The sequence below is a fragment of the Bradyrhizobium sp. SZCCT0231 genome, from assembly GCF_018130245.1.
Classification (GTDB): Bacteria; Pseudomonadota; Alphaproteobacteria; order Rhizobiales; family Xanthobacteraceae; genus Bradyrhizobium; species Bradyrhizobium japonicum_F.
In genome coordinates, this window is sequence record NZ_JAFCKP010000001.1 from 1,397,443 (window position 1) to 1,422,493 (window position 25,051).

At 66.3% G+C, this 25,051-nt stretch carries 20 protein-coding genes; 8 read left to right on the top strand and 12 right to left on the bottom strand.

Annotated elements, in window-relative coordinates; translation table 11 throughout:
* Positions 1 to 156 precede the first annotated feature (156 nt).
* The 7 genes from fabD to gmk all read left to right on the top strand — a co-directional run bounded on the left by fabD (position 157) and on the right by gmk (position 6,862).
* On the top strand, positions 157 to 1,116 hold the full coding sequence (fabD, locus tag JQ566_RS06355) for an ACP S-malonyltransferase (RefSeq protein ID WP_212371514.1): 960 nt from the start codon (positions 157 to 159) through the stop codon (positions 1,114 to 1,116).
* A gap of 11 nt (positions 1,117 to 1,127) precedes the next feature.
* The gene (gene fabG / locus JQ566_RS06360) at positions 1,128 to 1,865 is read left to right on the top strand and encodes a 3-oxoacyl-[acyl-carrier-protein] reductase (RefSeq protein WP_027574176.1); all 738 of its coding nucleotides are present in this window, start codon (positions 1,128 to 1,130) and stop codon (positions 1,863 to 1,865) included.
* A gap of 309 nt (positions 1,866 to 2,174) precedes the next feature.
* Positions 2,175 to 2,414, top strand: coding sequence for an acyl carrier protein (locus JQ566_RS06365; protein ID WP_008551805.1), 240 nt, complete (start codon positions 2,175 to 2,177; stop codon positions 2,412 to 2,414).
* Positions 2,415 to 2,521: 107 nt separating this feature from the next.
* Complete coding sequence (fabF, locus tag JQ566_RS06370) at positions 2,522 to 3,787, top strand: beta-ketoacyl-ACP synthase II (protein WP_212371065.1); 1,266 nt, start codon at positions 2,522 to 2,524, stop codon at positions 3,785 to 3,787.
* Positions 3,788 to 3,913: 126 nt separating this feature from the next.
* Complete coding sequence (gene mltG, locus JQ566_RS06375; protein WP_212371067.1) at positions 3,914 to 5,197, top strand: endolytic transglycosylase MltG; 1,284 nt, start codon at positions 3,914 to 3,916, stop codon at positions 5,195 to 5,197.
* A 114-nt stretch (positions 5,198 to 5,311) separates the two neighbouring features.
* Positions 5,312 to 6,199 (top strand): YicC/YloC family endoribonuclease, encoded by an 888-nt coding sequence (locus JQ566_RS06380; RefSeq protein ID WP_212371069.1) that lies wholly within the window; start codon positions 5,312 to 5,314, stop codon positions 6,197 to 6,199.
* A gap of 3 nt (positions 6,200 to 6,202) precedes the next feature.
* Entirely contained in the window at positions 6,203 to 6,862 is a 660-nt protein-coding gene (gene gmk / locus JQ566_RS06385) for a guanylate kinase (RefSeq protein ID WP_100234218.1), read from the top strand.
* Here gmk and JQ566_RS06390 read toward each other — a convergent pair.
* The 12 genes from JQ566_RS06390 to lptF all read right to left on the bottom strand — a co-directional run bounded on the left by JQ566_RS06390 (position 6,795) and on the right by lptF (position 23,211).
* Entirely contained in the window at positions 6,795 to 8,045 is a 1,251-nt protein-coding gene (locus tag JQ566_RS06390) for a hypothetical protein (RefSeq protein ID WP_249139208.1), read from the bottom strand. The genes gmk and JQ566_RS06390 overlap by 68 nt on opposite strands.
* 129 nt (positions 8,046 to 8,174) lie before the next feature.
* Positions 8,175 to 8,651 (bottom strand): hypothetical protein, encoded by a 477-nt coding sequence (locus JQ566_RS06395; RefSeq protein ID WP_212371071.1) that lies wholly within the window; start codon positions 8,649 to 8,651, stop codon positions 8,175 to 8,177.
* Between the two features lie 25 nt (positions 8,652 to 8,676).
* Complete coding sequence (locus JQ566_RS06400) at positions 8,677 to 10,020, bottom strand: caspase family protein (protein WP_212371073.1); 1,344 nt, start codon at positions 10,018 to 10,020, stop codon at positions 8,677 to 8,679.
* Between the two features lie 559 nt (positions 10,021 to 10,579).
* Positions 10,580 to 13,825 carry an autotransporter domain-containing protein gene (locus tag JQ566_RS06405; RefSeq protein ID WP_212371075.1) on the bottom strand — a complete coding sequence of 1,082 codons (3,246 nt, stop codon included), beginning with the start codon at positions 13,823 to 13,825 and terminating at the stop codon, positions 10,580 to 10,582.
* Between the two features lie 363 nt (positions 13,826 to 14,188).
* Entirely contained in the window at positions 14,189 to 14,428 is a 240-nt protein-coding gene (locus tag JQ566_RS06410; protein WP_212371077.1) for a hypothetical protein, read from the bottom strand.
* 76 nt (positions 14,429 to 14,504) lie between these two features.
* A complete protein-coding gene (locus JQ566_RS06415; protein ID WP_212371079.1) occupies positions 14,505 to 15,563 on the bottom strand; it encodes an alcohol dehydrogenase in 1,059 nt (352 codons plus the stop codon).
* Between the two features lie 16 nt (positions 15,564 to 15,579).
* Positions 15,580 to 16,440, bottom strand: a complete 861-nt coding sequence (gene rsmA, locus JQ566_RS06420) for a 16S rRNA (adenine(1518)-N(6)/adenine(1519)-N(6))-dimethyltransferase RsmA (protein WP_212371081.1) — start codon at positions 16,438 to 16,440, stop codon at positions 15,580 to 15,582.
* Positions 16,440 to 17,465: a 4-hydroxythreonine-4-phosphate dehydrogenase PdxA gene (pdxA, locus tag JQ566_RS06425; RefSeq protein ID WP_212371083.1), complete on the bottom strand. Its 1,026-nt coding sequence runs from the start codon at positions 17,463 to 17,465 to the stop codon at positions 16,440 to 16,442. The genes rsmA and pdxA overlap by 1 nt, the downstream gene beginning before the upstream one ends.
* Positions 17,465 to 18,400, bottom strand: coding sequence for a peptidylprolyl isomerase (locus JQ566_RS06430; RefSeq protein WP_212371085.1), 936 nt, complete (start codon positions 18,398 to 18,400; stop codon positions 17,465 to 17,467). Before JQ566_RS06430 ends, pdxA begins: the two co-directional genes overlap by 1 nt.
* Positions 18,401 to 18,461: 61 nt before the next feature.
* Positions 18,462 to 20,948 carry an LPS-assembly protein LptD gene (locus JQ566_RS06435; protein WP_212371087.1) on the bottom strand — a complete coding sequence of 829 codons (2,487 nt, stop codon included), beginning with the start codon at positions 20,946 to 20,948 and terminating at the stop codon, positions 18,462 to 18,464.
* A complete protein-coding gene (gene lptG / locus JQ566_RS06440; protein ID WP_212371089.1) occupies positions 20,948 to 22,045 on the bottom strand; it encodes an LPS export ABC transporter permease LptG in 1,098 nt (365 codons plus the stop codon). Before lptG ends, JQ566_RS06435 begins: the two co-directional genes overlap by 1 nt.
* Positions 22,042 to 23,211 (bottom strand): LPS export ABC transporter permease LptF, encoded by a 1,170-nt coding sequence (lptF, locus tag JQ566_RS06445; RefSeq protein ID WP_212371091.1) that lies wholly within the window; start codon positions 23,209 to 23,211, stop codon positions 22,042 to 22,044. The genes lptG and lptF overlap by 4 nt, the downstream gene beginning before the upstream one ends.
* A gap of 339 nt (positions 23,212 to 23,550) precedes the next feature.
* Here lptF and JQ566_RS06450 point away from each other — a divergent pair, with 339 nt between their 5' ends.
* On the top strand, positions 23,551 to 25,050 hold the full coding sequence (locus tag JQ566_RS06450; RefSeq protein WP_212371092.1) for a leucyl aminopeptidase: 1,500 nt from the start codon (positions 23,551 to 23,553) through the stop codon (positions 25,048 to 25,050).
* Position 25,051 lies beyond the last annotated feature (1 nt).

Consider the following 25,051-nt stretch of genomic DNA (forward strand, 5'->3'; position numbering starts at 1 on the left):
GAATGCTGGTCCAAGTTCCCGTCTCGGCTTGACAGTACGGCCCCGGACGGTGTCTACGGCCCCCTCTGGAGCATGATCCGGAACCATGGCCCGAGGCCGTGCGTAATCGGCTGCCGGTTCTTGAGAGGGATCATGCCTGACAAGCAGGGAGCGCCGATGACGGCTGCATTCACATTTCCGGGGCAGGGGTCCCAGGCGGTCGGCATGGGCAAGGCCCTGGCTGACGCCTTTCCGGTGGCGCGCGCCGTGTTCGACGAGGTCGATGCCGCGCTTTCCGAGAAGCTGACGGCCATCATCTGGGAAGGTCCGGCCGAAACCCTTCAGCTCACCGAGAACGCCCAGCCGGCGCTGATGGCGGTGTCTATCGCCACCCTGCGCGTGCTCGAGGCTGAGGCTGGTTTTTCCGTGGGACGAGACGCGGCCTTCGTTGCCGGCCACTCGCTCGGTGAATATTCGGCGCTGGCCGCGGCCGGCAGCCTGACGGTTTCGGATACCGCCCGCCTGCTTCGCACGCGCGGTCTCGCAATGCAAAAGGCCGTCCCGGTCGGCGCCGGCGCGATGGCTGCGCTGCTCGGTCTCGACTATGAGGCCGCCATGGAGGTCGCGGGCGAGGCGGCGCAGGGCCAGGTCTGCCAGGCCGCCAACGACAATGGCGGCGGGCAGGTGGTCGTCTCAGGCGACAAGGCCGCGGTCGATCGCGCCGTCGAGATTGCCAAGGCCAAGGGCGCCAAGCGCGCGATGCTGCTGCCGGTGTCCGCGCCGTTCCATTGCAAGCTGATGCAGCCGGCTGCGGATGCCATGGCGGAGGCGCTCGCGAAGGTCACGATCAAGGCGCCGGCGGCGCCGCTGGTGTCGAACGTGCTGGCGAGCGCCATCACCGATCCCGACGAGATTCGCCGCCGCCTGGTCGAGCAGGTCACCGGCACGGTGCGCTGGCGCGAGTCGGTGGCTTATATGGCCGGGCAGGGCGTCACCCGCTTCTTCGAGATCGGCGCCGGCAAGGTGCTGACGGGTCTGGTCAAGCGCATTGCCGACGGTGCCGTCGGCGTCGCGGTCGGCGGTCCGAACGATATTGCCGCCGCCAAGGATGCATTGGCCACTGCGAAGCAGGCCTAAAGGAGTCATCAATGTTCGATCTGACTGGCCGAAAGGCGCTCGTCACCGGCGCGACCGGAGGCATCGGCGGCGCGATCGCGCAGGCGCTGCACGCGCAGGGCGCCACCGTCGCGATATCGGGGACGCGGAAGGAGGTGCTGGACGAGCTTGCCGGCAAGCTCGGCGAGCGCGCCCATGTGCTGCCCTGCAATCTCTCCAAGGCCGACGAGGTCGAGGCGCTGGTGCCCGCCGCGGAAGCCGCGATGGGCCAGGTCGACATCCTCGTCGCCAATGCCGGCATCACGCGCGACAATCTCTTCGTGCAGCTCCGTGACGAGGACTGGGACGAGGTCATCAACGTCAATCTGACCGCGACCTTCCGCCTGGCGCGCGCCGCGACCAAGCTGATGATGCGCAAGCGCTTCGGCCGCATCATCGCCATCACCTCGGTGGTCGGTGTCACCGGCAATCCGGGGCAGGGCAATTATACTGCGTCGAAGGCAGGCCTGATCGGCATGATCAAGACGCTCGGCGCCGAATACGCCAAGCGTGGCGTCACCGCGAACTGCATCGCGCCCGGCTTCATCAAGACGCCGATGACGGATGCGCTCAACGACAAGCAGCGTGAAACGATTCTAACCAAGGTTCCGGCCGCCCGCCTGGGGACGCCCGAGGACATCGCAGCGGCCGCCGTCTACCTGAGTTCGAACGAAGCATCCTACGTCACCGGGCAGACCATCCACGTCAACGGCGGCATGGCCATGATCTGACGCCTCCTGCCGCACTGCCGTCAAGGCGGCGCGGCATGCGGCAAACGGCCGTTTCCGGAGCGAAATGAGGCTTGTAGTCAAGGCAATTGAAGTATGATAACCGGACCTTCAACGGATGGGCAAAGAACGCCATTGCAGGTTTTTGAAACCCTGTATATTGGCGATGCGGAGCCTTTGGCCGTCGTTCGCCGGGCCTGCATCGGTTAGGATGGGCCAAATCAAGTTCGTAAGCGAAGGCAGTCAAACGACCACGACGGCTCGTATCGTCCCGGGGGGTCGGGTCTACAGGGAACAACACGAGGTTAAGCAATGAGTGACATTGGCGAGCGGGTTAAGAAGATCGTGGTCGAACACCTTGGTGTTGAACCCGAGAAGGTTGTCGACAACGCGAGCTTCATCGACGACCTCGGCGCCGACAGTCTGGACACCGTCGAGCTGGTGATGGCGTTCGAAGAGGAATTCGGTTGCGAGATTCCGGACGACGCTGCGGAAACGATTCTCACCGTCGGCGACGCCACGAAGTTTCTCGAGAAGAACGCGAAGAGCTAAGCTCTTCATTTTCGCGGGGACAACATTGAAACCGGACGGGCCGCTTCGCAGCGGTCAGCCGGTTTCTTGTTATTGGCCGTGAATCTTTCGATGCGGAGTTTTCGGATATGAGGCGGGTTGTCGTCACGGGTCTCGGCATGGTCACGCCACTCGGCTGTGGCGTCGAGCCGACCTGGAAACGCATCCTCAACGGCGAGAGCGGTGCGCGCAGGATCGAGAGCTTCGATGTCTCCGATCTTCAGACCAAATACGCCTGCACGGTCGTGCGCGGCGACGGGTCGAACGACAGCTTCAATCCCGACAAGTGGATGGAGCCGAAGGACCAGCGCAAGGTCGACGACTTCATCATCTTCGGCATGGCCGCGGCCGGCCAGGCGCTCGACGACGCCAACTGGCATCCCGAGACTGAAGAGGACAAGTGTGCGACCGGCACCATGATCGGGTCGGGCATCGGCGGCCTCACCGGCATCGCCGACACCGCGATCCTCCTGAAGGAGCGCGGGCCGCGCCGGGTGTCGCCGTTCTTCATTCCGGGCCGCCTGATCAATCTCGCCTCCGGCTACGTCTCGATCGCGCACGGGCTGAAGGGTCCGAACCATGCGGTGGTCACGGCCTGCTCGACCGGCGCGCATGCGGTCGGCGATGCCGCCCGCCTGATCGCGCTCGGCGATGCCGACGTGATGGTCGCAGGCGGCGCCGAGTCGCCGATCAGCCGTATCGGCATTGCCGGATTCAACGCCGCGCGTGCGCTCTCGACCGGTTTCAACGACACGCCCGAGAAGGCCTCGCGTCCCTATGACAAGGACCGCGACGGCTTCGTGATGGGAGAGGGCGCCGGCGTCCTCGTGCTGGAAGAACTCGATCACGCCAGGCGCCGCGGTGCCAGGATCTACGCCGAGGTGATCGGCTATGGCCTCTCCGGCGACGCCTACCACATCACCTCGCCGTCGCCCGACGGCAATGGCGGTTTCCGCAGCATGTCGGCGGCGCTGAAGCGCGCCGGCCTGACGCCGTCCGATCTCGACTACATCAACGCGCACGGCACCTCGACGCCGCTCGGCGACGAGATCGAGCTCGGTGCGGTCGAGCGTCTGCTCGGCAATGCCGCCTCCAAGGTTGCGATGTCCTCGACCAAATCGTCGACCGGCCATCTCCTCGGCGCGGCCGGTGCGATCGAAGCGATCTTCGCCATTCTCGCGATTCGCGATAATGTCGTGCCGCCGACGATCAATCTCGACAATCCGTCGGTCGAGACTGCGATCGATCTCGTGCCGCACAAGGCAAAGAAGCGTGAGGTCAACGTCGCATTGTCGAACTCTTTTGGTTTTGGCGGTACCAATGCGTCGGTGATCGTCCGGCGTTTGGCCAGTTAGTTTGCGTTTGAGACGAATCCACCGTTTTGCCGTAATCGGCGATAGTCATGGACGTGGGCGCGTGCATTTTGGCAGGGCAAGCGATTGCCGGGCCGTGATTGAACCGGCAGGATTCAGGTTGTTTCGATGAGTGAAAGGCCGCCCATTTCACCCCGGAGTCCGCGGGCCGCGCTCGAGCCCGAGCAGCTCCCGCCGCCGCCCAAGCGGTCGGACCGCGCCCGCAGTCCCATCGTGATCGTCGGCAACGCCATCATCACCCTTCTGCTGATCGCCATGCTCGGCGCCGGCGGCGTCTACTATTACGGCCGGCAGGTGCTCGAGGCGCCCGGACCGCTGAAGGACGACAAGATCGTCAACATCCCGCAGCGTGCGGGCAAGCGCGACATCGCCGAGACGCTGAACCGGGAGGGCGTGACCGACGTCAATCCCTGGGTGTTCATCGCCAGCGTCGCCGCGTTGAAGGCGAGTTCGGACCTCAAGCCGGGTGAATATTCCTTCCAGAAGAACGCCTCGCTGCGCGACGTCATCGCCACCATCGTCGAGGGCAAGGTGGTGCAGCATGCCGTCACGATTCCGGAAGGCCTGACCTCCGAGCAGATCGTGGCGCGGCTGTCCGACAACGACATCTTCACCGGCAGCGTGCGCGAGCTGCCGCGCGAAGGCACGCTGTTGCCGGAGACCTACAAATTCCCACGCGGCACCACGCGCGAGCAGGTGATCCAGCGCATGCAGCAGGCGCACAAGCGCGTGCTGGCCGAGATCTGGGAACGCCGCAGCCAGGACATTCCGGTCAGGACGCCGGAGCAGCTGGTCACGCTGGCGTCCATCATCGAGAAGGAAACCGGTAAGCCCGATGAGCGCAGCCGCGTCGCCGCGGTGTTCGTCAACCGCCTGAAGCAGAGGATCAAGCTGCAGTCCGATCCCACGATCATCTACGGGCTCGTCGGCGGCAAGGGCACGCTGGGCCGGCCGATCAAGCGCAGCGAGATCACGCAGCCCTCGCCGTACAACACCTATGTGATCGAGGGCCTGCCGCCGGGCCCGATCTCCAATCCGGGCCGCGCCTCGCTCGAGGCCGCCGCCAACCCGGCCCGCACCCGCGACCTCTATTTCGTCGCGGACGGCACCGGCGGGCACGCCTTCACCGAGACCTACGACGCGCACCAGAAGAACGTCGCGAAACTCCGCGCGATGGAGAAGCAGATCCAGAACGACACGGTCGAGCCGGCCGAGGACGCGCAGCCGCCGGCCGCCGCCGCGCCCGGACCTGCCGACACACCGACTGCGACCACGCCGGCGCGGCCCAATCAGCAGAAGAAGCCGCCGGCGGCGCGCCCGGCTGGTCCAGCCAATCCCGCGCCGGCCCGGCAGGGCGCGGTGCAGTCCTCGCCACCGGTGGTCCAGCGCTAGGCGTCGCGGACCTTGCCTGCGGACATTGCGGATTCCACTTTCCGGCAAAATAGTCTTAAGATTCGCGTGGCTTGATGCCTCGCGAATCCTTTTGTTCCTGGAGAATCTGACCTGATGGCGCTGTCGTCCATGACCGGCTTTGCCCGAAGCCACGGCGCGAGCGGGCCGTACACGTTCGAATGGGAATTGAAATCGGTCAACGCCAAGGGCTTTGACCTCAGGGTGCGGCTGCCGCAGGGGTTTGACGAGCTCGAGGCTCATGCCAAGAAGCGCGCCGGCGAGCTGCTCTCGCGCGGCACCGTCTACGCCAATCTCAATGTCAAGCGCACCAATGCCGCCGCCACGGTGCGCGTCAACGAGGACGTGCTCAACGCCGTGCTGAAGGCCGCCGCGCTGATTTCCGGCAAGGTCGACGCGGTGGCGCCGAGCATCGACGGCCTGCTTGCCATCAAGGGCGTCGTCGAGATCGCCGAGCCCGAGGGCGACGAGGAGGAGGACAAGGCGGCGCGGGCCGCTGCGGCCGAGGCCTTCGACAAGGCGCTCAACGAACTCGTCGCGATGCGCAAGCGCGAGGGCACTTCGCTCGGGCAGATCCTGACCCAGCGCGTCGATGAGATCGAGCAGCTGGCGAAGAAGGCGGAAGGCTCGCCCGGCCGCAAGCCGGAGGCGATCAAGGCCAGGCTCTCTGAGCAGATCGCAACCCTGCTCGACACCTCCGATCGTTTCGATTCCGACCGCCTGATGCAGGAGGCGATCCTGATCGCGACCAAGGCCGACATCCGCGAGGAGCTCGACCGCATCGCCTCGCATATCGCGCAGGCGCGCGAGCTGATCGGCAAGGGCGGCCCGATCGGGCGCAAGCTCGACTTCCTGGCGCAGGAGTTTCACCGCGAGGTCAACACCTGCTGCTCGAAGTCGAACGACATCGAGCTGACCAACACGGGGCTGGCCATGAAGAACGTGGTCGAGCAGTTCCGCGAGCAGGTCCAGAATCTGGAGTGATCGATGACGACGGGCGGTCACGGAGCTGACGGTGTCGAGCGGCGCGGATTGATGTTCGTGCTGTCTTCGCCCTCGGGTGCGGGCAAGACGACGCTGTCGCGGATGTTGCTGGAGCGGGAGCCCGGCCTGAAGATGTCGGTGTCGGCGACCACGCGTGCGATGCGGCCGGGAGAGGTCGAGGGGCGCGACTATTTCTTCGTGAGCAAAGGCAGATTCGAGACGATGGTGGAGCAGGGCGAACTGCTCGAATGGGCCACCGTGTTTGACAATCTCTACGGGACGCCGCGTGCTCCGGTGGAGGCGGCATTGTCGGCCGGGCAGGACGTGCTGTTCGACATCGATTGGCAGGGCACACAGCAACTGCACCAGAAGGCGAGCGTCGACGTGGTTCGCGTCTTCATCCTGCCGCCTTCGGCGGCGGACCTCGAGAAGCGCCTGCACTCGCGCGCGCAGGACTCCGACGAGGTCATCCGCAAGCGGATGAGCCGCGCCAGCCACGAGATGAGCCACTGGGCCGAGTACGACTACATCGTGATCAACCACGATGTAGGCCAGGCCTTCGCCGAGGTGCAGTCGATCCTGAAGGCCGAACGCCTCAAGCGCGAGCGGCGGATTGGCCTCGTAGGCTTCGTGCGAAGTTTGCAAGGTCAGCTTCAAGGTTAGGCCGCGACAGGCGCGGCCCTTCCTTCGCCAGCTGCTCCAGCATCGACGTGATGACGTCGACGTCGACGGCATCGGCATCGGCGTCACGGCCTGCCGGCGCGTCATCGCGATCCTTGCCGATCTCGCTGGCGGCGAGCTGTGGCGCAGCGGCGACGGGCTCGAATTTCTTCTCGACCATCTTGATCTCGACCTTGTCGCTTCTGGTCTCGACCGGTTCTGCGGCCGGGGCGGCGGCACGCCGCCTGCGCGCGTCGATCAGCTCGATCTCGCGGCCGATCGCGGCAAGTTTCGTCACGTGTCTTGTCGGTTGCGGACGCGCCGCGTCGAAGTCGATGGGGTGCAGCGGCGGCCGGGCGTCGGCCGGCTTTGAAGCGAGCCAGGGCGCACGGCTTCCGTCCTGGTTCTGTGCCTGCCAATCGTCCCAATGTCCGTGACGGTCGGCGGACTCAAGTCGGACGCGCGCGCCGGCGAAGCGGTAGATGAGGCTGGCGAGGAGACCGGCGAGCGCCAGCGCGCCGCCGATCACGAGCACCAGCATCTGGAGCGAGCCGGTCGGCTTGTCGGTCGTGCTGTTGTCTGCCGCAGCGGGCGCCACGGGCGCCGGGGATTTTGACGGCTTTGCGCTCGGCTGTGCGGCTGCCGCGACAACGGCCGGTGCCGGCGGCGGCGCGGGTGGAGCGGACGCTGCGGAGACATCGGGCCAGGGCGCGGCGCCAGCGGGTTGCTGCGCGTTGCCGTCAGTGGGCTGGTCCGCGGATTGTTGTAGCGGTGTCGCGGCGGCGGCTTGCGCCGGAGCGTTCGGCGTCTTGAGGGCGGCGCCGCTCCGCGGCGTCAGATATTCGGCGCGCGCGTCCTGCACCGGGTGCTGCTGCGGGGGCGGCGCATCTGCGGTCGGTGTATCGCTCGCGGCCTGCGCGGTCTTCGCGCTGTCCTTGTCGCCGGCGGCGCGCAGATACCAGCATTTCCGCTTGGTCGTGCGATCGAGGCGATAGTACCAGTGCTGGCCCTGCGGCGCGGCGTCCTTCGGCGCTGCCAGGCAGTCGGGGGCTGCGTTGGCCGTGCTCGATGCGGTTGGCGCATTCTGCGACACCGCGGCCAATGGCGCGCCCGCAATGATGCTGGCGACGAGGGTCGAAATGAACTTTGCGGCGCGGTTGCCCATCCTGGTCTCCCGGTTACGCATGACGCAACTCTTAACCACCCCTTTGTCATCAAAGACTTGGGTGGCAATGAGCCGCAAATCCGGAGAGGATGTGGCTTGAATCGGGCCTGCGGCGCGTTCGTTCCGCCGCGATGTCGGGCTTTTTCCGCCTTACTGCTTGGCCGAGGTCCAGGTTCCGCCGCAGCCGTCGGAGCGACGCCAGGTCCCGGACCCGCTGCGGCCGGAGAGGCGGCCCGCGCCGGTGAAGGTCACGCCCTGGCCTTGTCCGCGCGTAGAGACCGAGCCGCTCGGGCTGACGGTTCCGCTGACGCCTTCGCCGATGACGCGGCCGGAGGTGACGACCACCGCACCGGTGGTCGAGCCGCCGCAGCCGATGCTGGTGACCATCCAGGCGCCGTCGAAGCTTCCGCCACCGCTTCGCCGTGACGACGAGCGCGATTCCTCGACGGGCTTGCTCCGGCGTGCGGACGGAGCCGGTTCGGCCGAGCGGTCCGAACGCGAGCCCGACAGCGACTTCTCGTCATTGCCGATCGAGCCGCCGGCGCTGCCGGATTGCGCGAAGGCGGGCGACGAGGCGAGGTTGAGGAGGAAGGCGAGGGCGGTCGCACGGGTGACGGCGTTGGGCATGAGGAAAAATCCGAATGAAAAGGTATCAGCGGCCGGAGCCGTCGGCGCAGACGGATCCGATAATGCGGCAAGCTTTGCCAGCCTTGCCGCATTCGTCAAGCGCGGCGTCCCTGGCGCGCTGCACGCTGTCGCGCTGCACCAGCGACCAGGACTTGTCGGAGATGGCGAAGGCGCCGCAGCTTCGGCCGTAGAACGAGAGCTCGATCGGACATTTGGTGCCGGCGCAATTGCCGCGCGCATCCGCCACCGCCGCGCGCCGCGAGGCGTGATTCCACGACATGCCCCATTTGCTGCCGTCGGGCCCGTAGACGATCGAGCCCCACGGCTTCAGATCCTCCATCTTGCGCATTCGCAGCAGCAGGCCTTCGGTCGCTTCGCCCGTCGGCGCCATGGCAATGCGCTGCTGGAGCTTCGTGATGGCGCGCGTCAGGCCATCGGGCGTGTCAGGATCGAAATTGAGCTCGTAGAGCCGCTCGCTGAGTTCGCTGAGCAGCGCGGCATCGCGCAAGGGGACGCGGTCGGGGTCGGCGCGCAGGCGCTCGGCGGGCAGGGGATCGGGCTGCACGGCCGCGACCTGCGGCGGCGCGGTTTGCGTCGGCGGCACGAAATAGAACGTGCCGTCGATCGGCGAGGACGAGACCCAGGGCTGCTGCGCGCCTGCGGTGGCGCGCTTCACGGCAAGGCCGACCTGGTTGAAGGTCTGAAACACGTCGAGGCCGGCGACCCGGATCGTGGTGGCGAGCGCCTTGGTATAGGGGCTGTGGCCGTCGCTGCCATCTTGCGCGACGTTGCCGGGCTGGGTCGCGTAGGAGATCAGCGTGCCCTCGGGCGCACGCATCTGTGCCAGGCCGCCGTCGGAGGCGCGCAGGCCGCGTGAGCCAAACGGGTTGTTGCGACAGGCATCGAGGATCACGAGGTTGAGCCGCGTGCCGGAGCCCTGCATCTGGCGCAGCACGAGATTGACGTCGGTCATCTGGAAATCGACATCGGCCTCGCGCGTCGGATTGGCGCCGACAGGCACGAGATAGTTGGAGCCCGAGACCTGCACGCCGTGGCCGGCATAATAGAACAGCGCAACGTCGGCGCCCTGCACCTGCCGGCCAAAGCTCTGCACCGCGATGTCCATCGCGCTCTTGTCGAGATCGAGCTGTGCGCGGCCGCCGACCAGCGTGAAGCCGAGCGAGCCGAGCGTCTCCGCCATCAGGCTCGCGTCCTTCGACGGGTTGTCCAGCGGCGTGATGTTCTTGTAGGCGGAGTTGCCGACCACGAGCGCGATGCGCTTCTCGGCCGATGCCGGTTGTGCGGCGGCGAGCGTGGCGGCGACCAGTGCTGCCAGCTTCACGACGCGATTGAAAATTCTCGCGCGCATTAAAAATCCCCAAAGCAATGGCGCCAGTCTACCAGCCCGGCCTGCCGGCGAAAAGCGGCGCGAGAGAGGGTGGCCTAACTCCCCCTCGTGTCCCGGACGCGCTGCAGCGTTCTTACGCTGCTGCGGAGAGCCGGGACCCAGCGCGCTGGAATCCGTTTGCGGCATGGGCCCCGGCTCTGCAGCGCACCGCCGCCAAGGGGCGCTGCGCTGCGTCCGGGGCACGAGAGCTGACGCTCTCGCCCCGCCGTCATTGCGAATTCGTAGGATGGGTTGAGCCCTTGCGAAACCCATCTCGTCAGGACGAAGACGACTTCGTCCTGACATGTGTACAAATCAATCCCGTCAAGCATCGCCTCGTCACGCGGGTGTGCGACTGGGCATCGTCGCGTTTCATCGCCACGCGAGACTTGGAAGTCACCCGATGGATTGGGCGGGCGATTATTCCGTGGACACCCATGAAAATGGCGAAAGACGATAGGGGAGGTGATGGGTTTCGCAAGGACTCGACCCATCCTACGGGACATGGGTGTGAATCCCCATCACCCCACGAGCCGCGAGCTTACCAGCGGTAACGCAGCGTGCCGGTGCCCGTGTAGGTCTGTGCGCGGTCGGCGAACGCGCCGTCGAATTTGGCCGAGAGCGTGATGCCGCGCGCGAGGTGCAGATCGGCCCCGGTGGAGACGAGCGCGGTGTCTTTCGCGGGCGCTGCGCCGTTGACGACGAAGCTCGCGCCCGGCAGCGTCTGGAACACTGCCGACAGTGCGGGATTGCTGACCCAGTCATGCGCGAAGGCGAGACGGCCGCGCAGCGTCAACGCGGTGCCGGGCGCAACCAGCATGGCGCGGTCGAAGCGGGCGCCGAGTTCGCCGCGCGTGTCGGTCGCGCTGCGGGCGTTGTAGGCAAGACCAAAACCGCCGCCGGTGAGATCGGTCTCGCTATAGGCCGGCGTGCGGAAGCTCTGCGCCTGCAGCGCTGCGTAAGGCGTGATGGCGACGAGCGGCGTCGCGATGCGATAGCCGCCTTCGATGCGCCCGCCATAACTCTGCGCATTGAAGCTGGCGGCGAGATGGTCGCCGAAGGCGGCGAAGCGGTCGGTCGACATCCAGTGATTGGCCGCCACCAGCGAAGCCGCGACATAGGCCGGCCCGGAGCGCACGGCCGCATAGACGCCGCCCTGGAAGGCGTCGCTCTTGCCGCCGCCGAGGCCTTGCGCGAGATCCCAGCGGGTGCCGCCACCGGCGAGCGCAAAGCCGACGGTCGCGTCGCGAGTCAGGTGATAGTCGAGCCCCGCAGCGCCGCCCGCGGTTCGGGCGGCGAGATCGTTGCTGCCGATAACTGCATCGCCGCCGGTCTTGCTGGTGCCGCCGAAGCCGCTGCCCCACACGCTCCAGCGCGGCTCGAACGCGGGCTGAGCTTTGTCGAGCGGCGTCTTCGTCGCCTTGGCATAGGCGAGGGCGATGTCGTCGGGCAAGGCTGCGCGCTCCGGTGCGAAGCCGAACGCCTGATCTCCGGCGCCGCTCGCGGCGTCGCGCCCGCCGACAGACGGGTCGAGCATCAATTCCATGAACTGGCCCATGAACTGGAAGGCGCCCTGCTGCGCGCCGGTCGCGGGTTCGCCGGACAGCTGCGACAGCGCGGTGCGAAGATTGCTGCCGGTGAGGCCGAAGATTGCGGCGAAATTCGCCGGCAGTGCGCCACCATTGTTGAAGGCGTTGTTGAGCGTATCGGCGACGTTCTGCTGGTTCACGTTCAGCCCGGTGCCGGCGCCGAGCGCGGCCGAGAGATCGAGCAGCACGTCGGTCGGCGTGTAGCTCAGGCTGGCGACGAAATTCGTCGCGCTGGCGCTTGCGAAGGTAGTGCCGCCGAAACCGCCGGCCGCGTGCAGGATGGTGGACTGTTTTGCGATCGTGCCGCCCGAAGCCACCGTCACCTGCACGTCGGCGCCGGTGAGCGTCGCCGTGCCCGTGACATTGGCGTGCGTGGCCGACACCGAGCCGACCTGCACGAGATAGAGCGCCCCTGACTGCATGGCGAGGCTGCCGGAAATGGTCAGCGCCGAGCCGGCCACGCTAGAGCCTGGCCTGAGCATGCCGCCGCTGTTCACGGTCACCGATCCGACCGTGCCGGTGCCTGACAGCGTGCCGCCACTGTTCACCGTCGGGCTCGACACGATCGAGCCGTTCACCGCAAGCGTGCCGCCGTTGATTGTGGTCGCGCCGGTGTAGGTGCTGGCGGCGGTGAAGATGGTCGTGCCGGCCTCGACAATGACGGAGCCATTGGCGACGCTGCTTTGAATGACCGGCGCAAAGACGTAGTTCGAGGAGGTGTGATTGAACACGATGCTGCTGCCGATGCCGCTCCTGAACCTGACGATCGCTGTGTTCAGCGTGCCAGGCGCAACAGCGGTCTGGCCGGACGCGGCACCGATATTCAGCGTTCCCTTGGACAGGGGCCAATAGCCAACCGTCACGTTGGAAGCCGAGACGACGGCGCCATTGGCGATCGTCAGCACGCCGGTGCCGTCTTGGCCGACATCGAGATTGAGGGAGTTGGCCCAGGACGATCCGGTGCCGGTGACCGTTACTGTGCCGGTCGTGAAGAAATCGGCGCCGATAAGCCCGATCAAGCTGCTCACCGCGCCACCGCCCGAGATCGTCAGCGTGCCGGTGCCGGTCTGGCCGACATAGAGGATGCTGGAATTGGTCCAGGACGAACCGGCGCCGCTAATCGTCACGGTGCCGGTCGCGCCGGCATTGGCGCCGATAGCTCCGACCGCGTTGCTCACCACGCCGCCGCTCGCGATCGTCAGTGTGCCGGTGCCGTCCTGGCCGACGGTCAGGTCGCCTGCATTGCTCCAGGATGAGCCGGCACCGGTGACGGTCACGGTGCCGGTCGCGCCGGCATTGGTGCCGATCACCGCGGTCGAATTGCTGACCGTGCCGCCATTGGCGATCGTCAGCGTGCCGGTGCCGGATTCGCCGACCGCAACCGTGCCGGCATTGGTCCATGATGAGCCTGTGCCGGTGACGGTCACCGTGCCGGTCGCGCCGGAGTTGGCGCCGATATACCCGTTGGCACCGTTGCTCACAGTGCCCCCGTTGCTGACCATCAGCGTGCCGATGCCGGTCTGGCCGACAAAAAGATTGCCGGCATCGGTCCAGGACGAGCCGGCGCCGTCGACGGTCACCGTGCCGGTGGCGCCGGCATTGGCGCCGATATACCCGTCGGCGCCATTGCTCGCGGTGCCGCCGTTCCGGACCGTCAGCGTCCCCGTGCCGGAATTGCCGACCCAGAGCGCGATGTTGTTGGTCCAGGACGAGCCCGCGCCATCGACCGTCACGGTGCCGCTCGAACCGGCAACGCGGCCGACACGCCCGGACTGGTTGCTCACCGCGCCGCCGCTCTGGATCGTCAGCGTGCCGGCGCCGGAATAGCCGACGGAGAGGTCGGCGGAGTTGCTCCAGGACGAGCCCGCGCCGTCAACCGTGACCGTGCCGGTCGAGCCGAGATTGAGGCCGAGAGCACCGCCCGCATTGGACAGCGTTCCCCCGTTCTGGATGGTCAGGGCTCCGGTCGCAGAAACGCCGACGATGGCGCTCTGCGCCTGCGCATTGCCGGACGAGATGATGGCGGCATTGGGCGAGGTGGTGTCGATGAACGCGTTGGTGGCGTTGGTCGGGACGCCGCTGGGTGTCCAGTTGCCGGCGGTGAACCAGTCCGGTGTCGCGCCGTTCCAGCTCTGCGCCTGCACTTGTGTCGTTGCCGTCCATGTCAATGTCGCGAGGGACAGTGCAAGCGCGGCCAATGATGTGATGCTGATTCGACCGCGTTTCGCGCTTCGGCTCAGAGCCCTCGCTCCCTGCGACATTCCCAGTGCCCCTCTTGGCCGGGCACCGAGCGTCGCAAACGACATCTCACCAGCCTTCCGCGGACGCGAGCAATTCGGGCAGCTCGCGTCAGCCCGGTTGCGTCCCCCCTCAGTAATGGAACCACCATCACTGCGGGCTGGAACTTGTCAATGCTTCTCACCGGTAGCCGCCGGGAAATTTGGCTGACCAGGTCATGGAGACGTGGCGCGATCTTGCCGTATCGCCTGGCGCGAGACGCTACGCGATGCCGCGACCTTTCGCGAGGCCATCACCAACGACAGCGCCCGGCGTCGATATCGTCACCCGAAGCGCGCTTCGCAGTCATGCGCGGATGGGTTGTTCGCCGCATGCGCGCGGTAAGCGTCGATCGCTCTGTTGGCGAGCATCAACTGCCGGCGTTCGCCGGCTCGAATCTGGGCTTCGATGGCGTCGAGCAGGAAATTCGCGCTCTCGTCAGGCTGGCCGACGAGCTCGCCGCTCCTCTCCAGGCAGCTCCAGGCGATGAAGAATGCGCTTTCAACGGTGCATCGGATCGACATACGCTGCCAACGCGGCGCGGCCGCAGGCGTTCCGTGCGGCGGGCGAGACTTGCGTCGGGCCCGCCGCTGGCGTGGATCAGTTCTTCAGCACGATGCGGCCGACGACCTTGCCGGCGCGAAGCTCGTCGATCCATTTCTGCACGTCGCCCATCGGCTCCTCGCGCATCGGCGTCGGCTTGATCTTGCCGGTGCGTGCGAGCGCCATCAGCTCGTGGGCCTCGGCCAGCGTGCCGACCATGAAACCTTCGATGGTCATGCGCTTGTAGACCCATTGCACCATCGGCAGCGTGAACTGGCCGCCCATCAGGCCGGACACCACGATCTTGCCGCCGCGCGCGGCGACCGCGACCGCGAACGCCATCGACTTCTCGTTGCCGGCGAAATCGACGATCTCGTCGAAGCCGCCTTCGGTCTCCTTGAGGATGCGCTTGATGACATCAGGCTCGGCCGGATCGTAGGCGACGGCGGCGCCATTCTTGAGCGCGGTCTCGCGCGCGGCCGGTGAAAGGTCGGCGACCGTGATCGGCTGCTTGAACATCGCCTGCGCGAACGACAGGCCCATCATGCCGACGCCGCCGAGGCCGATCAGCAAGAGGTTGCGCTGGCGCGGACGGTCGACCAGGCGCTTGAGCGCGCCATAGGCGGTGACGCCGGAGCACATCAAGGTCGCGGCCTGGTTGACGGGAAGGGGATCGTAGTCGAGCAGGTATTTCGCGTCGGGCACCAGCACGTGGCTGGCGAAGCCGCCGTCGATGGAGACGCCGAGGAAGCGCTGCTTGATGCAGAGGTTCTCGTCGCCATTGGCGCAGTCGCGGCACTGGCCGCAGCCGATCCACGGAAACACGGCCTTCTTGGCGCCGACGAGGCCGGTTTCTACATCGGGGCCGACTTCGTCGACGACGCCCGCGATCTCGTGGCCGAGCGTGAAGGGCAGCGTCATGCCGCGCGTGGTGTCGAGCTTCTTGCCGCCGCCGAGATCGGCATAGCCGTCCTGGATGTGCAGGTCGGAATGGCAGAGGCCGCAGCGCTCGATGCGCACCAGCACTTCGCGTCCTTGCGGCTTCGGCGTGTCGACGATGGTCTCGCACAACGGCGCGTCGAACTTGACCAGGGACTGCCTGCGCATCAGCGCCATATTCTTTCCTCCGAAATTATCGCTCTGCTTCGTTTCGTATATTGGCCAATTCGCAGGCCATGGCAACAAAGCCGGAAATCGGAATGGTCTCCGCGCGCCGCGTCGCATCGACGCCGGCGGCCGCGGCAAGTCGCGCGGGATCGACGCCCAGCGACTTCAGGCTTTGCCGCAGCATCTTGCGGCGCTGGCCGAACGCGGCGGCCGCGACCTGCTCGAGCAGCCTGCGATCGCAGGGGAGCGGCTCTGCGCGCGGCTTGAGGCGCACGACGGAGGAGGTGACCTTCGGCGGCGGCACGAAGGCGGACGGCGCAATGTCGAACAGGATCTTGGTCTCGCAGCGCCAGTTGGCGAGCACGCCGAGCCGGCCATAGGCCTCCTCGTCCTCGCGCGCGACGATGCGCTCGCCGACCTCGCGCTGGAACATCAGGACCATCATCTCGTACCAGGGCGGCCAGGGCTCGATGGTGAGCCAGTTGATGAGAAGCTGGGTCGCGATGTTGTAGGGCAGGTTGGCGACGATCTTTGCGCGTTCGCCCGCGAGCAGCGGGCGCGGGTCGAAGGTCATGGCATCGCCATGCACGATCTCCAGCCTGTCAGGATAGCGCGCGGAAATATCTTGCAAGGCCGGGATCGCCCGCTCGTCGTGCTCGATGGCGATGACGCGGCGGGCGCCGAGCGCGAGCAGCGCCCGCGTCAGCCCGCCCGGGCCGGGGCCGATCTCGACGATGGTGGAGTCCTCGAGCGGCGCGGCCGCGCGCGCGATGCGCGCGGTGAGATTGAGATCGAGCAGGAAATTCTGGCCGAGCGATTTCCTGGCCGACAGCGCATGCTGGCGAATGACCTCGCGCAGCGGCGGGAGGTCGTCGATCGCGCTCATCAGCTTGTTGCAGCCGCCATGCGGCTTGCAAGCTGCAGCGCCGCGATCAGGCTCGCCGGATTGGCCTTACCCGTCCCGGCGATGTCGAAGGCGGTACCGTGATCGGGCGAGGTGCGGATGAAGGGCAGGCCGAGCGTGACGTTGACGGCGTCGTCGAAGGCGACCGTCTTGATCGGGATCAGCGCCTGGTCGTGATACATGCAGACCGCGCAGTCATAGGTCTGTCGCGCGGCCTCGTGGAACATGGTGTCGGCGGGCAGCGGGCCCCTGGCCTCGATGCCGTCATTGCGCAGCACTTTCAGCGCCGGGGCGATGATTGTCTGCTCCTCGTGGCCGAGCGATCCATCCTCGCCGGCATGCGGATTGAGGCCGGAGATCGCGATGCGCGGCTTTGCGATGCCGAAGCGGGACTTCAGTTCGGCGGCGACGATGCGGACGGTCGAGACGATCAGCTCGCTGGTGAGCTCTCCCAGCGCATCGCGCATCGAGACGTGAATGGTCACGGGCACCACGGCGAGCTGTGGCGACCACAGCATCATCACCGGCTGCGGCACGCGGCCGTTCTCCGCGGCAAGCTCGGCGAGGAATTCGGTGTGGCCGGGATGGCGGAAGCCGGCGCGGTAGAGCACGCTCTTGGCGATCGGGTTGGTGACGACGGCGCCGGCGCGGCCTGTGCGCACGTCGATGACCGCCTGACGGATCGAGGCGAGCGCGGCCGGCGCGCTGGATGCGTCGGGCTTGCCGGGCTCGGCGCTCGCGCGCTCGCCGGTCGCGACCACGGGCAGGGCATCGGTGAAGGCGGACGCGGCCTCACCGGGGCTGACCGCGGCGATCCCGATGTCGGCGCCGAGCGCCTTGGCGCGGCGCGCGATCAGCGCCTCGTCGCCGAGCAGGTAGAAGGCGGGCAGGTTCAGCTCGCGGCGCCTGAGCCAGGCTGCGATCGTGATGTCGGGGCCGATGCCGGCGGGCTCTCCCAGGGTCAGGGCGAGGGGTTTTGCCGGGCGCGCTGCGGAAGGCTTGGCCATCAGCGGTTGCGATATTCGATCATCGCCGCCTTGCGGAGCTCGTCGAGATAGGCCTTCTGCGTCTTCTCGTACTTCTCCTGATACATCTTCTCGCGAACCTCGCGCTTCTTCGGCGTGTCGATCATGGTCGGCTTGCGCGAGCACAGCACCACCATCTCGATGCCCGCCTTGGTCACCTCGGGCGCCGTCAGGTGGCCGATCGGCGTGTCGTCGAGCACCTTGCGCAGCGGCTCGGGCAGTTCCGCGGTGGTCTTGGTGACGCTGTCGCGGATGGTGGCGTTCGGCGTCGAGCGGAACAGCGAGTTGGCTTCCTCGCAGCTTCCGACGCGCGAGCGATAGGTCTCGGCTTCCTTCTTCCGTGTCTCCACGAACGCCGCGGACGAGCCGCGCGGCACGATCAGCACGATCGGCTGCATCTTGTATTCGGTGCCCTCGATCTGGAGCTTGTCGCCGGTCTGGGCCTGCACGGCCTGCGCGACGTCGCGCTCGCCGACCAGCAGCTTCTCCTTGAAGCGGCCGCGCACGAGGCTGGTCCAGACCATCTCGGCCTTCATGCGGCCCTTCAGCGTCTCGGGGCGGACGCCCTTGGATTCGAGCGACTTGGTGAGCTGATCCGGCGTGATGCGCATGCGCTGCGCCATGCCTTCATAGGACTGGTTGACGTCGGAGATGCCGGGATCGACGCCGTACTTCTTGCCTTCCTTGAGCTTCACCTTGTCGTCGATCAGCTCGTTGATGACCTCCTGCCGGCTCGGGGTCTTCTGCGTCGTCAGCTGGTCGAGCTTGGAGCGCTGCTCGATGTCGAAATCGGTGATCGGATCGCCATTGACCATGACGGCGATGTTCTGCGCGCGCGACGGCGAGGGCAGCGCGGTCAGCATCAGCCCGGCACCGATGGCGAGAAGGAGGCGGAAGACAGGCAATGGGGTCGTCATGATGTCGCTCGCATGTCAACCGCGTCGTGATGGGGCAAGCGCGGCCGGCACTTCAAACCGTTCACTGGAGGCCGGAGGAACCGCTGGTCGTCGACGAGGTCGCCAGCGTGCGCAGGCCGATTTGGAACATGAACGCGTGGCTCAGCGTGGGCGGTGCGGTGCCCGCGGAATAGCTATACGAAGTTACATAGTTCGCCGCCAGCACGAAGCAATCGTCGACATAGCCGGCACCGAGCACATACTGGTTGATCTTGTTGGCCTCGAGGTCCCAGCGCGCCGAGCCCGAGACCACCCAGTTGGTCGCGATCTTGATCGAGCCCGAGGTCAGGATGCCCTCGCGGCGCGTCAGATAGCCGAGCTCCGGCTGGGCTGCGTAATTGCCGTACAGCACGGCGACCGACCAGCGATTGAAGTTGGCGCGGCCTTCGGCCTCGAAGCGCTGCACGTTCCAGGTCTGCTCGTCCATGCGGGAGCGGACGCTGAACGTGTAGGTGCTGTTGGGCGAGTAGCTGGCGCCCGCGACGTAATCGGAGCGCGGCTTGTCCAGACCGGAATCCAGGCCGGTATTGATGGTGTCCTGGACCGCGAAGGAGTTCAGGCCGAACAGTTGGTAGGATTGGCCGAACAGCACCTTGACGGCGCCGCCCCTGTCGAACTGCGTCGTGGACTGCACGCCGACATTGGCGCGGCCGCCGCCCTCGACGCGGTCGTAGCCGGAGAACTTGTCCACGCTGAACAGGTTCGAGGCGTCGAACACCAGGCTCTGGGCGTCCTCGTTCGGCAGCTTGCCGGCATAGGTCTCGTTCGGGCGGATGATGATCTGCGCGATCGGCTCGACGGTGGTCGAGCCCCAGGGCTGGATGTTGATGAACGGATAGCGGTACTCCAGGCCTACGGTCGGCATCAGGCGGAACGCCTGGGTGTCGCCGACGGGCAGGTAGTTCGACACGCCGGGCTGGTTGGAGACCGAGGAGTTGATCGCGTCGGCGCGCAGGCTCGCGAACGGCGTCCAGATCTGGCCGAACGGATCGGTGAAGGATTTGCGCCACTGCGCTTCCGCCGTGAGGCGCGTGTAAGTGCCCGGGAAGCCGCGCAGCAGGCACTGCGACGGCATACGCGCCAGCGGATCGGCCGACGCCGTGGTGCACAGGCCGTTGGTGTTGGCGACTGTCGTGATCGGATCGAACACCGCATCGTCACGCGACAGGTTCACGAAATTGGTCTTGTAGCTGAACTCGCCGCCGAACACGGGATAGTTGAGCACGTTGGAGTAGTCGATCACCGGATAGACGATCGGCACCTGGCTCTGGTTGCCCGAATAGCTCAGCCAGTACATCGTGCGCGCATCGAAGAAGCTGCGGTTGCCGACGCCGGTCAGATAGAGCTGCGACAGCGCTTCCGTCGGCAGCAACAGGAACGAGCCGAGCGGATCACGGTACTGATAGAGCCGGTAGTCCGAGAAGAAATAGTAGTCGGACATCAGGACGCCGTCCCAGCCCCAGACCCATTTGTCGTTCAGCGCGAACTGACCCTTGGTGTCGACGGCGCCGCGGAACTGGCGGTCGCCGGGCTGTCCGGCAAATGCTCCGGGATCGAGCTGGTCGATGCCATAAGCACGGATCTGGTAGGCGCCGTCGATCAGGCGCTGGCGGAATTCGCCCTGCAGCATGACCCCTTGCCGCGTCATGAAGCGGGGGGTGATGGTTGCGTCCATGTCGGGCGCGATCGCCCAATAATAGGGAACTTCGGCGCCGAAGCCCGTGTTCGTCGTGCCCGGGAAGTAGCCAGGCATCAGGAAGCCGGACTTGCGCTTCACGGTCGGGTCGGGGGTCGAGAAATAGGGCATGTAGGCGAGCGGCACGCCGAAGAATTCGAGCTGCGCCGTCTCGAAATACAGCATCTTCTCCTGCTGGTCGTGGATGATGCGTGCACCCTTGACCTGCCACAGCGGCGGCTTCTTCGGATCGTCCTTACACGGCGCGCAGGCGGTGTAGACGCCGTTCTCGAACACCGTGTAGTTGCCGCTGGAGCGGTCGGCGCGGCTCGCGGCCATGCGGGTCTGGTCGGCGGTGTCCACGCGCAGCGAATCGACGAAACCGTCGCGGTAATCGTCGGAGAGATCCATGATCTCGGCATAGGTGATCTTGCCGTCGGCATCCGTCATGCGGATGTTGCCTTCGGCATGCAGCCGCTTGGTCTTCTGGTCGTAGATGACCCGGTCGGCCTCGACGCTGGTGCCGTTGTAGAACAGCTGGACGTTACCGACCGCGGAGACGCGCGAATTGTTGTAGTCGTAGTCGACCTCGGTCGCCTGAACCAGCATCTGGTTGTCGTTGGCGGCCTTCGGCGGCTTCGGACGCGGCGGCAGCGGATTATAGGTGTACTGGGCGGAGGCGGGCGCGACTGCGGCAACGTCGATCAGCCCGCCGAGCGAGGCGGCAGCGGCGACAGCGAGCAGAATCCTGCGGACGGACCAGCCGCACCCGTTCGCGCGCACCAACGTGCGCCGCGTCAAACGAGACACGAGCCCTCGTTGGACGGCAGTCACTAACCGTCCTCCTGATAGAGCAAGGCCAAAAAGCCGGTGAGGCCGCCCACTACAACGGGCAACCACGCCGCAGCGATCGGATGCATCAACTCAGCCTTGCTCAAATCCTCAGTTACTTTCGACAGAACGTAGAGCAGAAAGCCTGCGCCCACGCCACTCAAAACCATCTTTTGCACGCCGCCCATCCGGAAGAAGCGCAACGACACGGAGGCCGCGAGCATCACCATGGCTGCGAGCAAAAACGGCTGTGCCAGAAGCTTCTGATACTGGAGTCGGTATCCGGCTGTCGCGAAGCCCGAGCTTTCGGAAGAGCGGATGTAGCTCGGTAGTTGCCAAAAGGACACAGTCTCGGGTGTGGAAAAGCTGTTGCGGACCTGCGCCTCGGTCAGCGTGGTCGGAATCTCCAGGCTGGCCTGGTCGATCGGCGGTGCGTCCAGCGAGAAGCGGCGGACGCCCTTAAACAGCCAGCGGCCGGCCTCGAGCGTCGCCTCGCGCGCCTCGACCCGCTCCTTGAAGTGCTGGTCCGGGTCGAACCGGAACAGTGTCAGTCCCGTGAGCCGGATGCCCTGCTGCTCGCTCCGCGCCGCATTGATGATGGTCTGGCCGTCGCTGGTGAGCTGATTGAGCCAGAAGCCGGAGGCGTCCTGGATGCCGCCGCCGGGCGCCGAGCCGAACAGCTCGGCTTCCATGCGCTTGGACAGCTCGCGCAAATTGGCGGACATCGGATTGTAGGCGACGGTGGCGATCACCCCGATCAGCAGCGCGCTGCCGAGCGCCGGCGAGATGAACTGCCAGGCGGAGATGCCGGCAGCGCGCGCCACCACGAGCTCGAGCCGGCGGGAGAGGGCGAGATAGCAGGTCATCGCCCCGATCAGCATGCAGAACGGCGTCAGCTTCTCCAAGAGCTGCGGCACCCGGAACAGCGAGGTCTCGGCCACCATGATCGCGGAAGCGGATGCGAGCCCCGAGGTCTTGCGCACCATCTCGATGTAGTCGACCAGCACCAGCAGCAGGAATATGCCGCCGAAGACGCCGAGCGCCGCGACCACGAAGCGGCCGGCGAAATAGCGCCCGAGCGTATTGGTGAGCATGCTCATGCGGTGGCCGGACGTCCGAACAGCCGCGCGATCCGTGCGTTCGACCTGTTGATGGCCTCCATCAGGCCAGGAGGCGGCTCGACCACGACGCCACCGATGATCATCCACAGCCCGATGCCGATGGCGCCCACGACCATCGCATATTGGACCAGCACCGCGCCCGGCGATTTCACCGCCATCACCGAGCAGGCGAAGCCGGCCATGCGCAGGCCGAACACCGCAATGATCGAGGAGGCGATCGAGAAGTTGCGGCTCTGGCGGGTGGTGCGGGGCGCACCCAGGAAGGCGAAGGTCAGCACGGCAAAGGCAAAGGGATAGACCGGTGCCAACAGGCTATCATGCAGGGCTGAGCGGAATTGGCCGGGAATCTGCTTATAGACGGGATCGTCCTCGGCCGGCGAGAACAGCTCCCAGAGATAGCGCTCGCGGATGCCGAGGGTGACGTCGCGGCCCTGGCCCGAGAACTTCGACATGTCGAAGCCGTAGCGGCCGAACGCCACCAGCGCGGGATCGCGCTTGCCCGCCTCGAAGCGCTGGAGATTGCCGGTCTCCAGCACCAGGAACGAGCCGGTCTCGTTCTTCACGACCTCGCCGTGCTCGGCGACGATCGAGACGCGCTCGTTCGGATCGCGGCGGTCGTCGATGAAGATGCCGGCGAGGATGCCGCCGGGCAGGCGCTCGCGGATCCGGATCGTCAGGTTCCTGTCGAGCTGGGCGAAGCGGCCGGGCTGCAGGATGTTGGTCAGCACGTCGGCGGTGATCTCGGCGTCCCACTGCTTGATGCGCCGCATGCCGTCGGGAGCGAGATAGGCCGCGATGAAGGCGACCAGCAGCGCCACCACGCAGGTGGCGTAGAAGAACGGATAGAACAGCCGGAACGGCGAGAAGCCGGCGGCATTCATCACGATGATCTCGGAATCGGTCGCGAGCTTGTTCAGCGTGTGCGAGATCGCGATCATCAGCGCGATCGGCGAGATGATCAGGACCAGGGCCGGGATCACGAGGCTGGTGATGCCGAGGAAGGTGAGGATGGTCTGACCCTGGCTCGTCATCAGGTCGATGCCGCGCAACGCCTGCGTAATCCAGATCACGCCGGTGAGGCTGACCAGGACCAGCGCAAACGACGCCAGCGTCGTGCGGAAGATATACCTATCGATCGACCCCATGCGCTACCGCACGTACCCACCAAGTCCCCAATGTCGGCCAGAATTCCGGCGGTCCAACCAATCCCCCGTCAGGGGATCCCCAAGGTCGGCCAACAGCTCTTCCAGCGGTTCATTCTCTCACTACCATCCCTTTGATCCGTCAACAAAATGGCTGCCCCATGGCACCCTCAATATATGGTTAATATTTCGGTCGTTGTGGCCTCGCGGCCACGGCGGCGCTTGGCATCGGGCCGGCCGCTGGCCCATAGTGGGGGAAGCCTCAGTGAATCGCCGTTCAGCTCCGGTTCGTAGCTGGAACTTCCGAACGACGAAAAACCCCATGTTTTGGAGGAGTTATCCATGTCCGATGCCATCAAGGTCGGCTTTGTCCCGTTGTCTGCCGCCTCCCGTGGCATCCTGGTCGTGTTCTGCGACGATGGCCTGAAGCTCGGTCCGGCGACGGCCAAGGCGCTGGGCGGCGCTGTCGACATCGTGAAGCGCGCGGCGGCCGCCGCCGCCTTCAAAGGCAAAAGCGGGGCCGCGCTGGACATTCTGGCGCCGGAAAGCGTGAAGGCGACCCGGCTGATCGTGATCGGCGCCGGCAAGGCGACCGGCCTGAAGGCGAACGATTTCCTCAAATTCGGCGGGGTGGCCGCGAGCAAGCTGCCCGCCGGCACCAGCGCCATGACCGTCATGGCGGAGCTGCCCGGTGGCGCCATGACGAGCGAGCAGGCGGTTGCGCTCGCCTCCGGCCTTCGCTTACGCACCTACAAGTTCGACCGCTACAAGACCAAGAAGAAGGATGGCGAGGAGAACGGCTTGCGCGCCGACGTCTCGCTTGCGGTCGGCGATGCTGGTGCTGCGAAGAAGGCGTTTGCCTCGGCCGGCCACGTCATCGACGGCGTGGTCATTGCGCGCGACCTCGTCAACGAGCCGCCGAACGTGCTCTTCCCCGAGGAATTCGCGCGTCGCGCCGGTCAGCTCCGCAAGCTCGGGGTCAAGGTCGAGGTGCTCGACGTCAGGGCGATGCAGAAGCTCGGCATGGGCGCGCTGCTCGGCGTCGGTCAGGGCTCGGCGCGGCCGAGCCGCACCGTGATCATGCGCTGGGACGGGGCTAAGAAGGGCGAGGCACCGGTCGCCTTCGTCGGCAAGGGCGTCTGTTTCGACACCGGCGGCATCTCGATCAAGCCGGCCGGCAGCATGGAGGACATGAAGGGCGACATGGGAGGTGCGGCCTGCGTCGTCGGCCTGATGCATGCGCTCGCCGCGCGCAAGGCGAAGGTCAACGCGGTCGGCGCCATCGGCCTCGTCGAGAACATGCCCGACGGCAACGCGCAGCGGCCGGGCGACATCGTCACCTCGATGTCCGGCCAGACCATCGAGATCATCAATACCGACGCGGAGGGCCGCCTCGTGCTGGCCGATGTGCTCTGGTACGTCGCCAAGAAGGTGAAGCCGAAATTCATGGTGGATCTGGCGACGCTGACCGGCGCGATCATGGTGGCGCTCGGCACCGAGCATGCCGGCATGTTCTCCAACAACGACGAGCTTGCCGACCGGCTGCTCACGGCCGGCGTCGAGAGCGGGGAGAAGGTCTGGCGGATGCCGCTCGGCCCCGAATACGACAAGCTGATCGATTCCCAGTTTGCCGACATGAAGAACACCGGCGGCCGCCATGGCGGCTCGATCACCGCAGCGCAATTCCTGCAGCGCTTCGTCGACGGCACGCCCTGGGCGCATCTCGACATCGCCGGCACCGCGATGGGCGCGCCGAAGACCGACATCAACCAGAGCTGGGGAAGCGGCTACGGCGTCCGCCTGCTCGACCGCCTGGTCTCCGACCATTACGAGCGCAAATGAT

What these genes read in the sequence shown, in the direction of transcription:
- fabD (WP_212371514.1), top strand. Translation starts at nt 157, where the DNA reads ATGACGGCTGCATTCACATTTCCGGGGCAGGGGTCCCAGGCGGTCGGC.
- fabG (WP_027574176.1), top strand. Translation starts at nt 1,128, where the DNA reads ATGTTCGATCTGACTGGCCGAAAGGCGCTCGTCACCGGCGCGACCGGA.
- JQ566_RS06365 (WP_008551805.1), top strand. Translation starts at nt 2,175, where the DNA reads ATGAGTGACATTGGCGAGCGGGTTAAGAAGATCGTGGTCGAACACCTT.
- fabF (WP_212371065.1), top strand. Translation starts at nt 2,522, where the DNA reads ATGAGGCGGGTTGTCGTCACGGGTCTCGGCATGGTCACGCCACTCGGC.
- mltG (WP_212371067.1), top strand. Translation starts at nt 3,914, where the DNA reads ATGAGTGAAAGGCCGCCCATTTCACCCCGGAGTCCGCGGGCCGCGCTC.
- JQ566_RS06380 (WP_212371069.1), top strand. Translation starts at nt 5,312, where the DNA reads ATGGCGCTGTCGTCCATGACCGGCTTTGCCCGAAGCCACGGCGCGAGC.
- gmk (WP_100234218.1), top strand. Translation starts at nt 6,203, where the DNA reads ATGACGACGGGCGGTCACGGAGCTGACGGTGTCGAGCGGCGCGGATTG.
- JQ566_RS06390 (WP_249139208.1), bottom strand. Translation starts at nt 8,045, where the DNA reads ATGCGTAACCGGGAGACCAGGATGGGCAACCGCGCCGCAAAGTTCATT.
- JQ566_RS06395 (WP_212371071.1), bottom strand. Translation starts at nt 8,651, where the DNA reads ATGCCCAACGCCGTCACCCGTGCGACCGCCCTCGCCTTCCTCCTCAAC.
- JQ566_RS06400 (WP_212371073.1), bottom strand. Translation starts at nt 10,020, where the DNA reads ATGCGCGCGAGAATTTTCAATCGCGTCGTGAAGCTGGCAGCACTGGTC.
- JQ566_RS06410 (WP_212371077.1), bottom strand. Translation starts at nt 14,428, where the DNA reads ATGTCGATCCGATGCACCGTTGAAAGCGCATTCTTCATCGCCTGGAGC.
- JQ566_RS06415 (WP_212371079.1), bottom strand. Translation starts at nt 15,563, where the DNA reads ATGGCGCTGATGCGCAGGCAGTCCCTGGTCAAGTTCGACGCGCCGTTG.
- rsmA (WP_212371081.1), bottom strand. Translation starts at nt 16,440, where the DNA reads ATGAGCGCGATCGACGACCTCCCGCCGCTGCGCGAGGTCATTCGCCAG.
- pdxA (WP_212371083.1), bottom strand. Translation starts at nt 17,465, where the DNA reads ATGGCCAAGCCTTCCGCAGCGCGCCCGGCAAAACCCCTCGCCCTGACC.
- JQ566_RS06430 (WP_212371085.1), bottom strand. Translation starts at nt 18,400, where the DNA reads ATGACGACCCCATTGCCTGTCTTCCGCCTCCTTCTCGCCATCGGTGCC.
- lptG (WP_212371089.1), bottom strand. Translation starts at nt 22,045, where the DNA reads ATGAGCATGCTCACCAATACGCTCGGGCGCTATTTCGCCGGCCGCTTC.
- lptF (WP_212371091.1), bottom strand. Translation starts at nt 23,211, where the DNA reads ATGGGGTCGATCGATAGGTATATCTTCCGCACGACGCTGGCGTCGTTT.
- JQ566_RS06450 (WP_212371092.1), top strand. Translation starts at nt 23,551, where the DNA reads ATGTCCGATGCCATCAAGGTCGGCTTTGTCCCGTTGTCTGCCGCCTCC.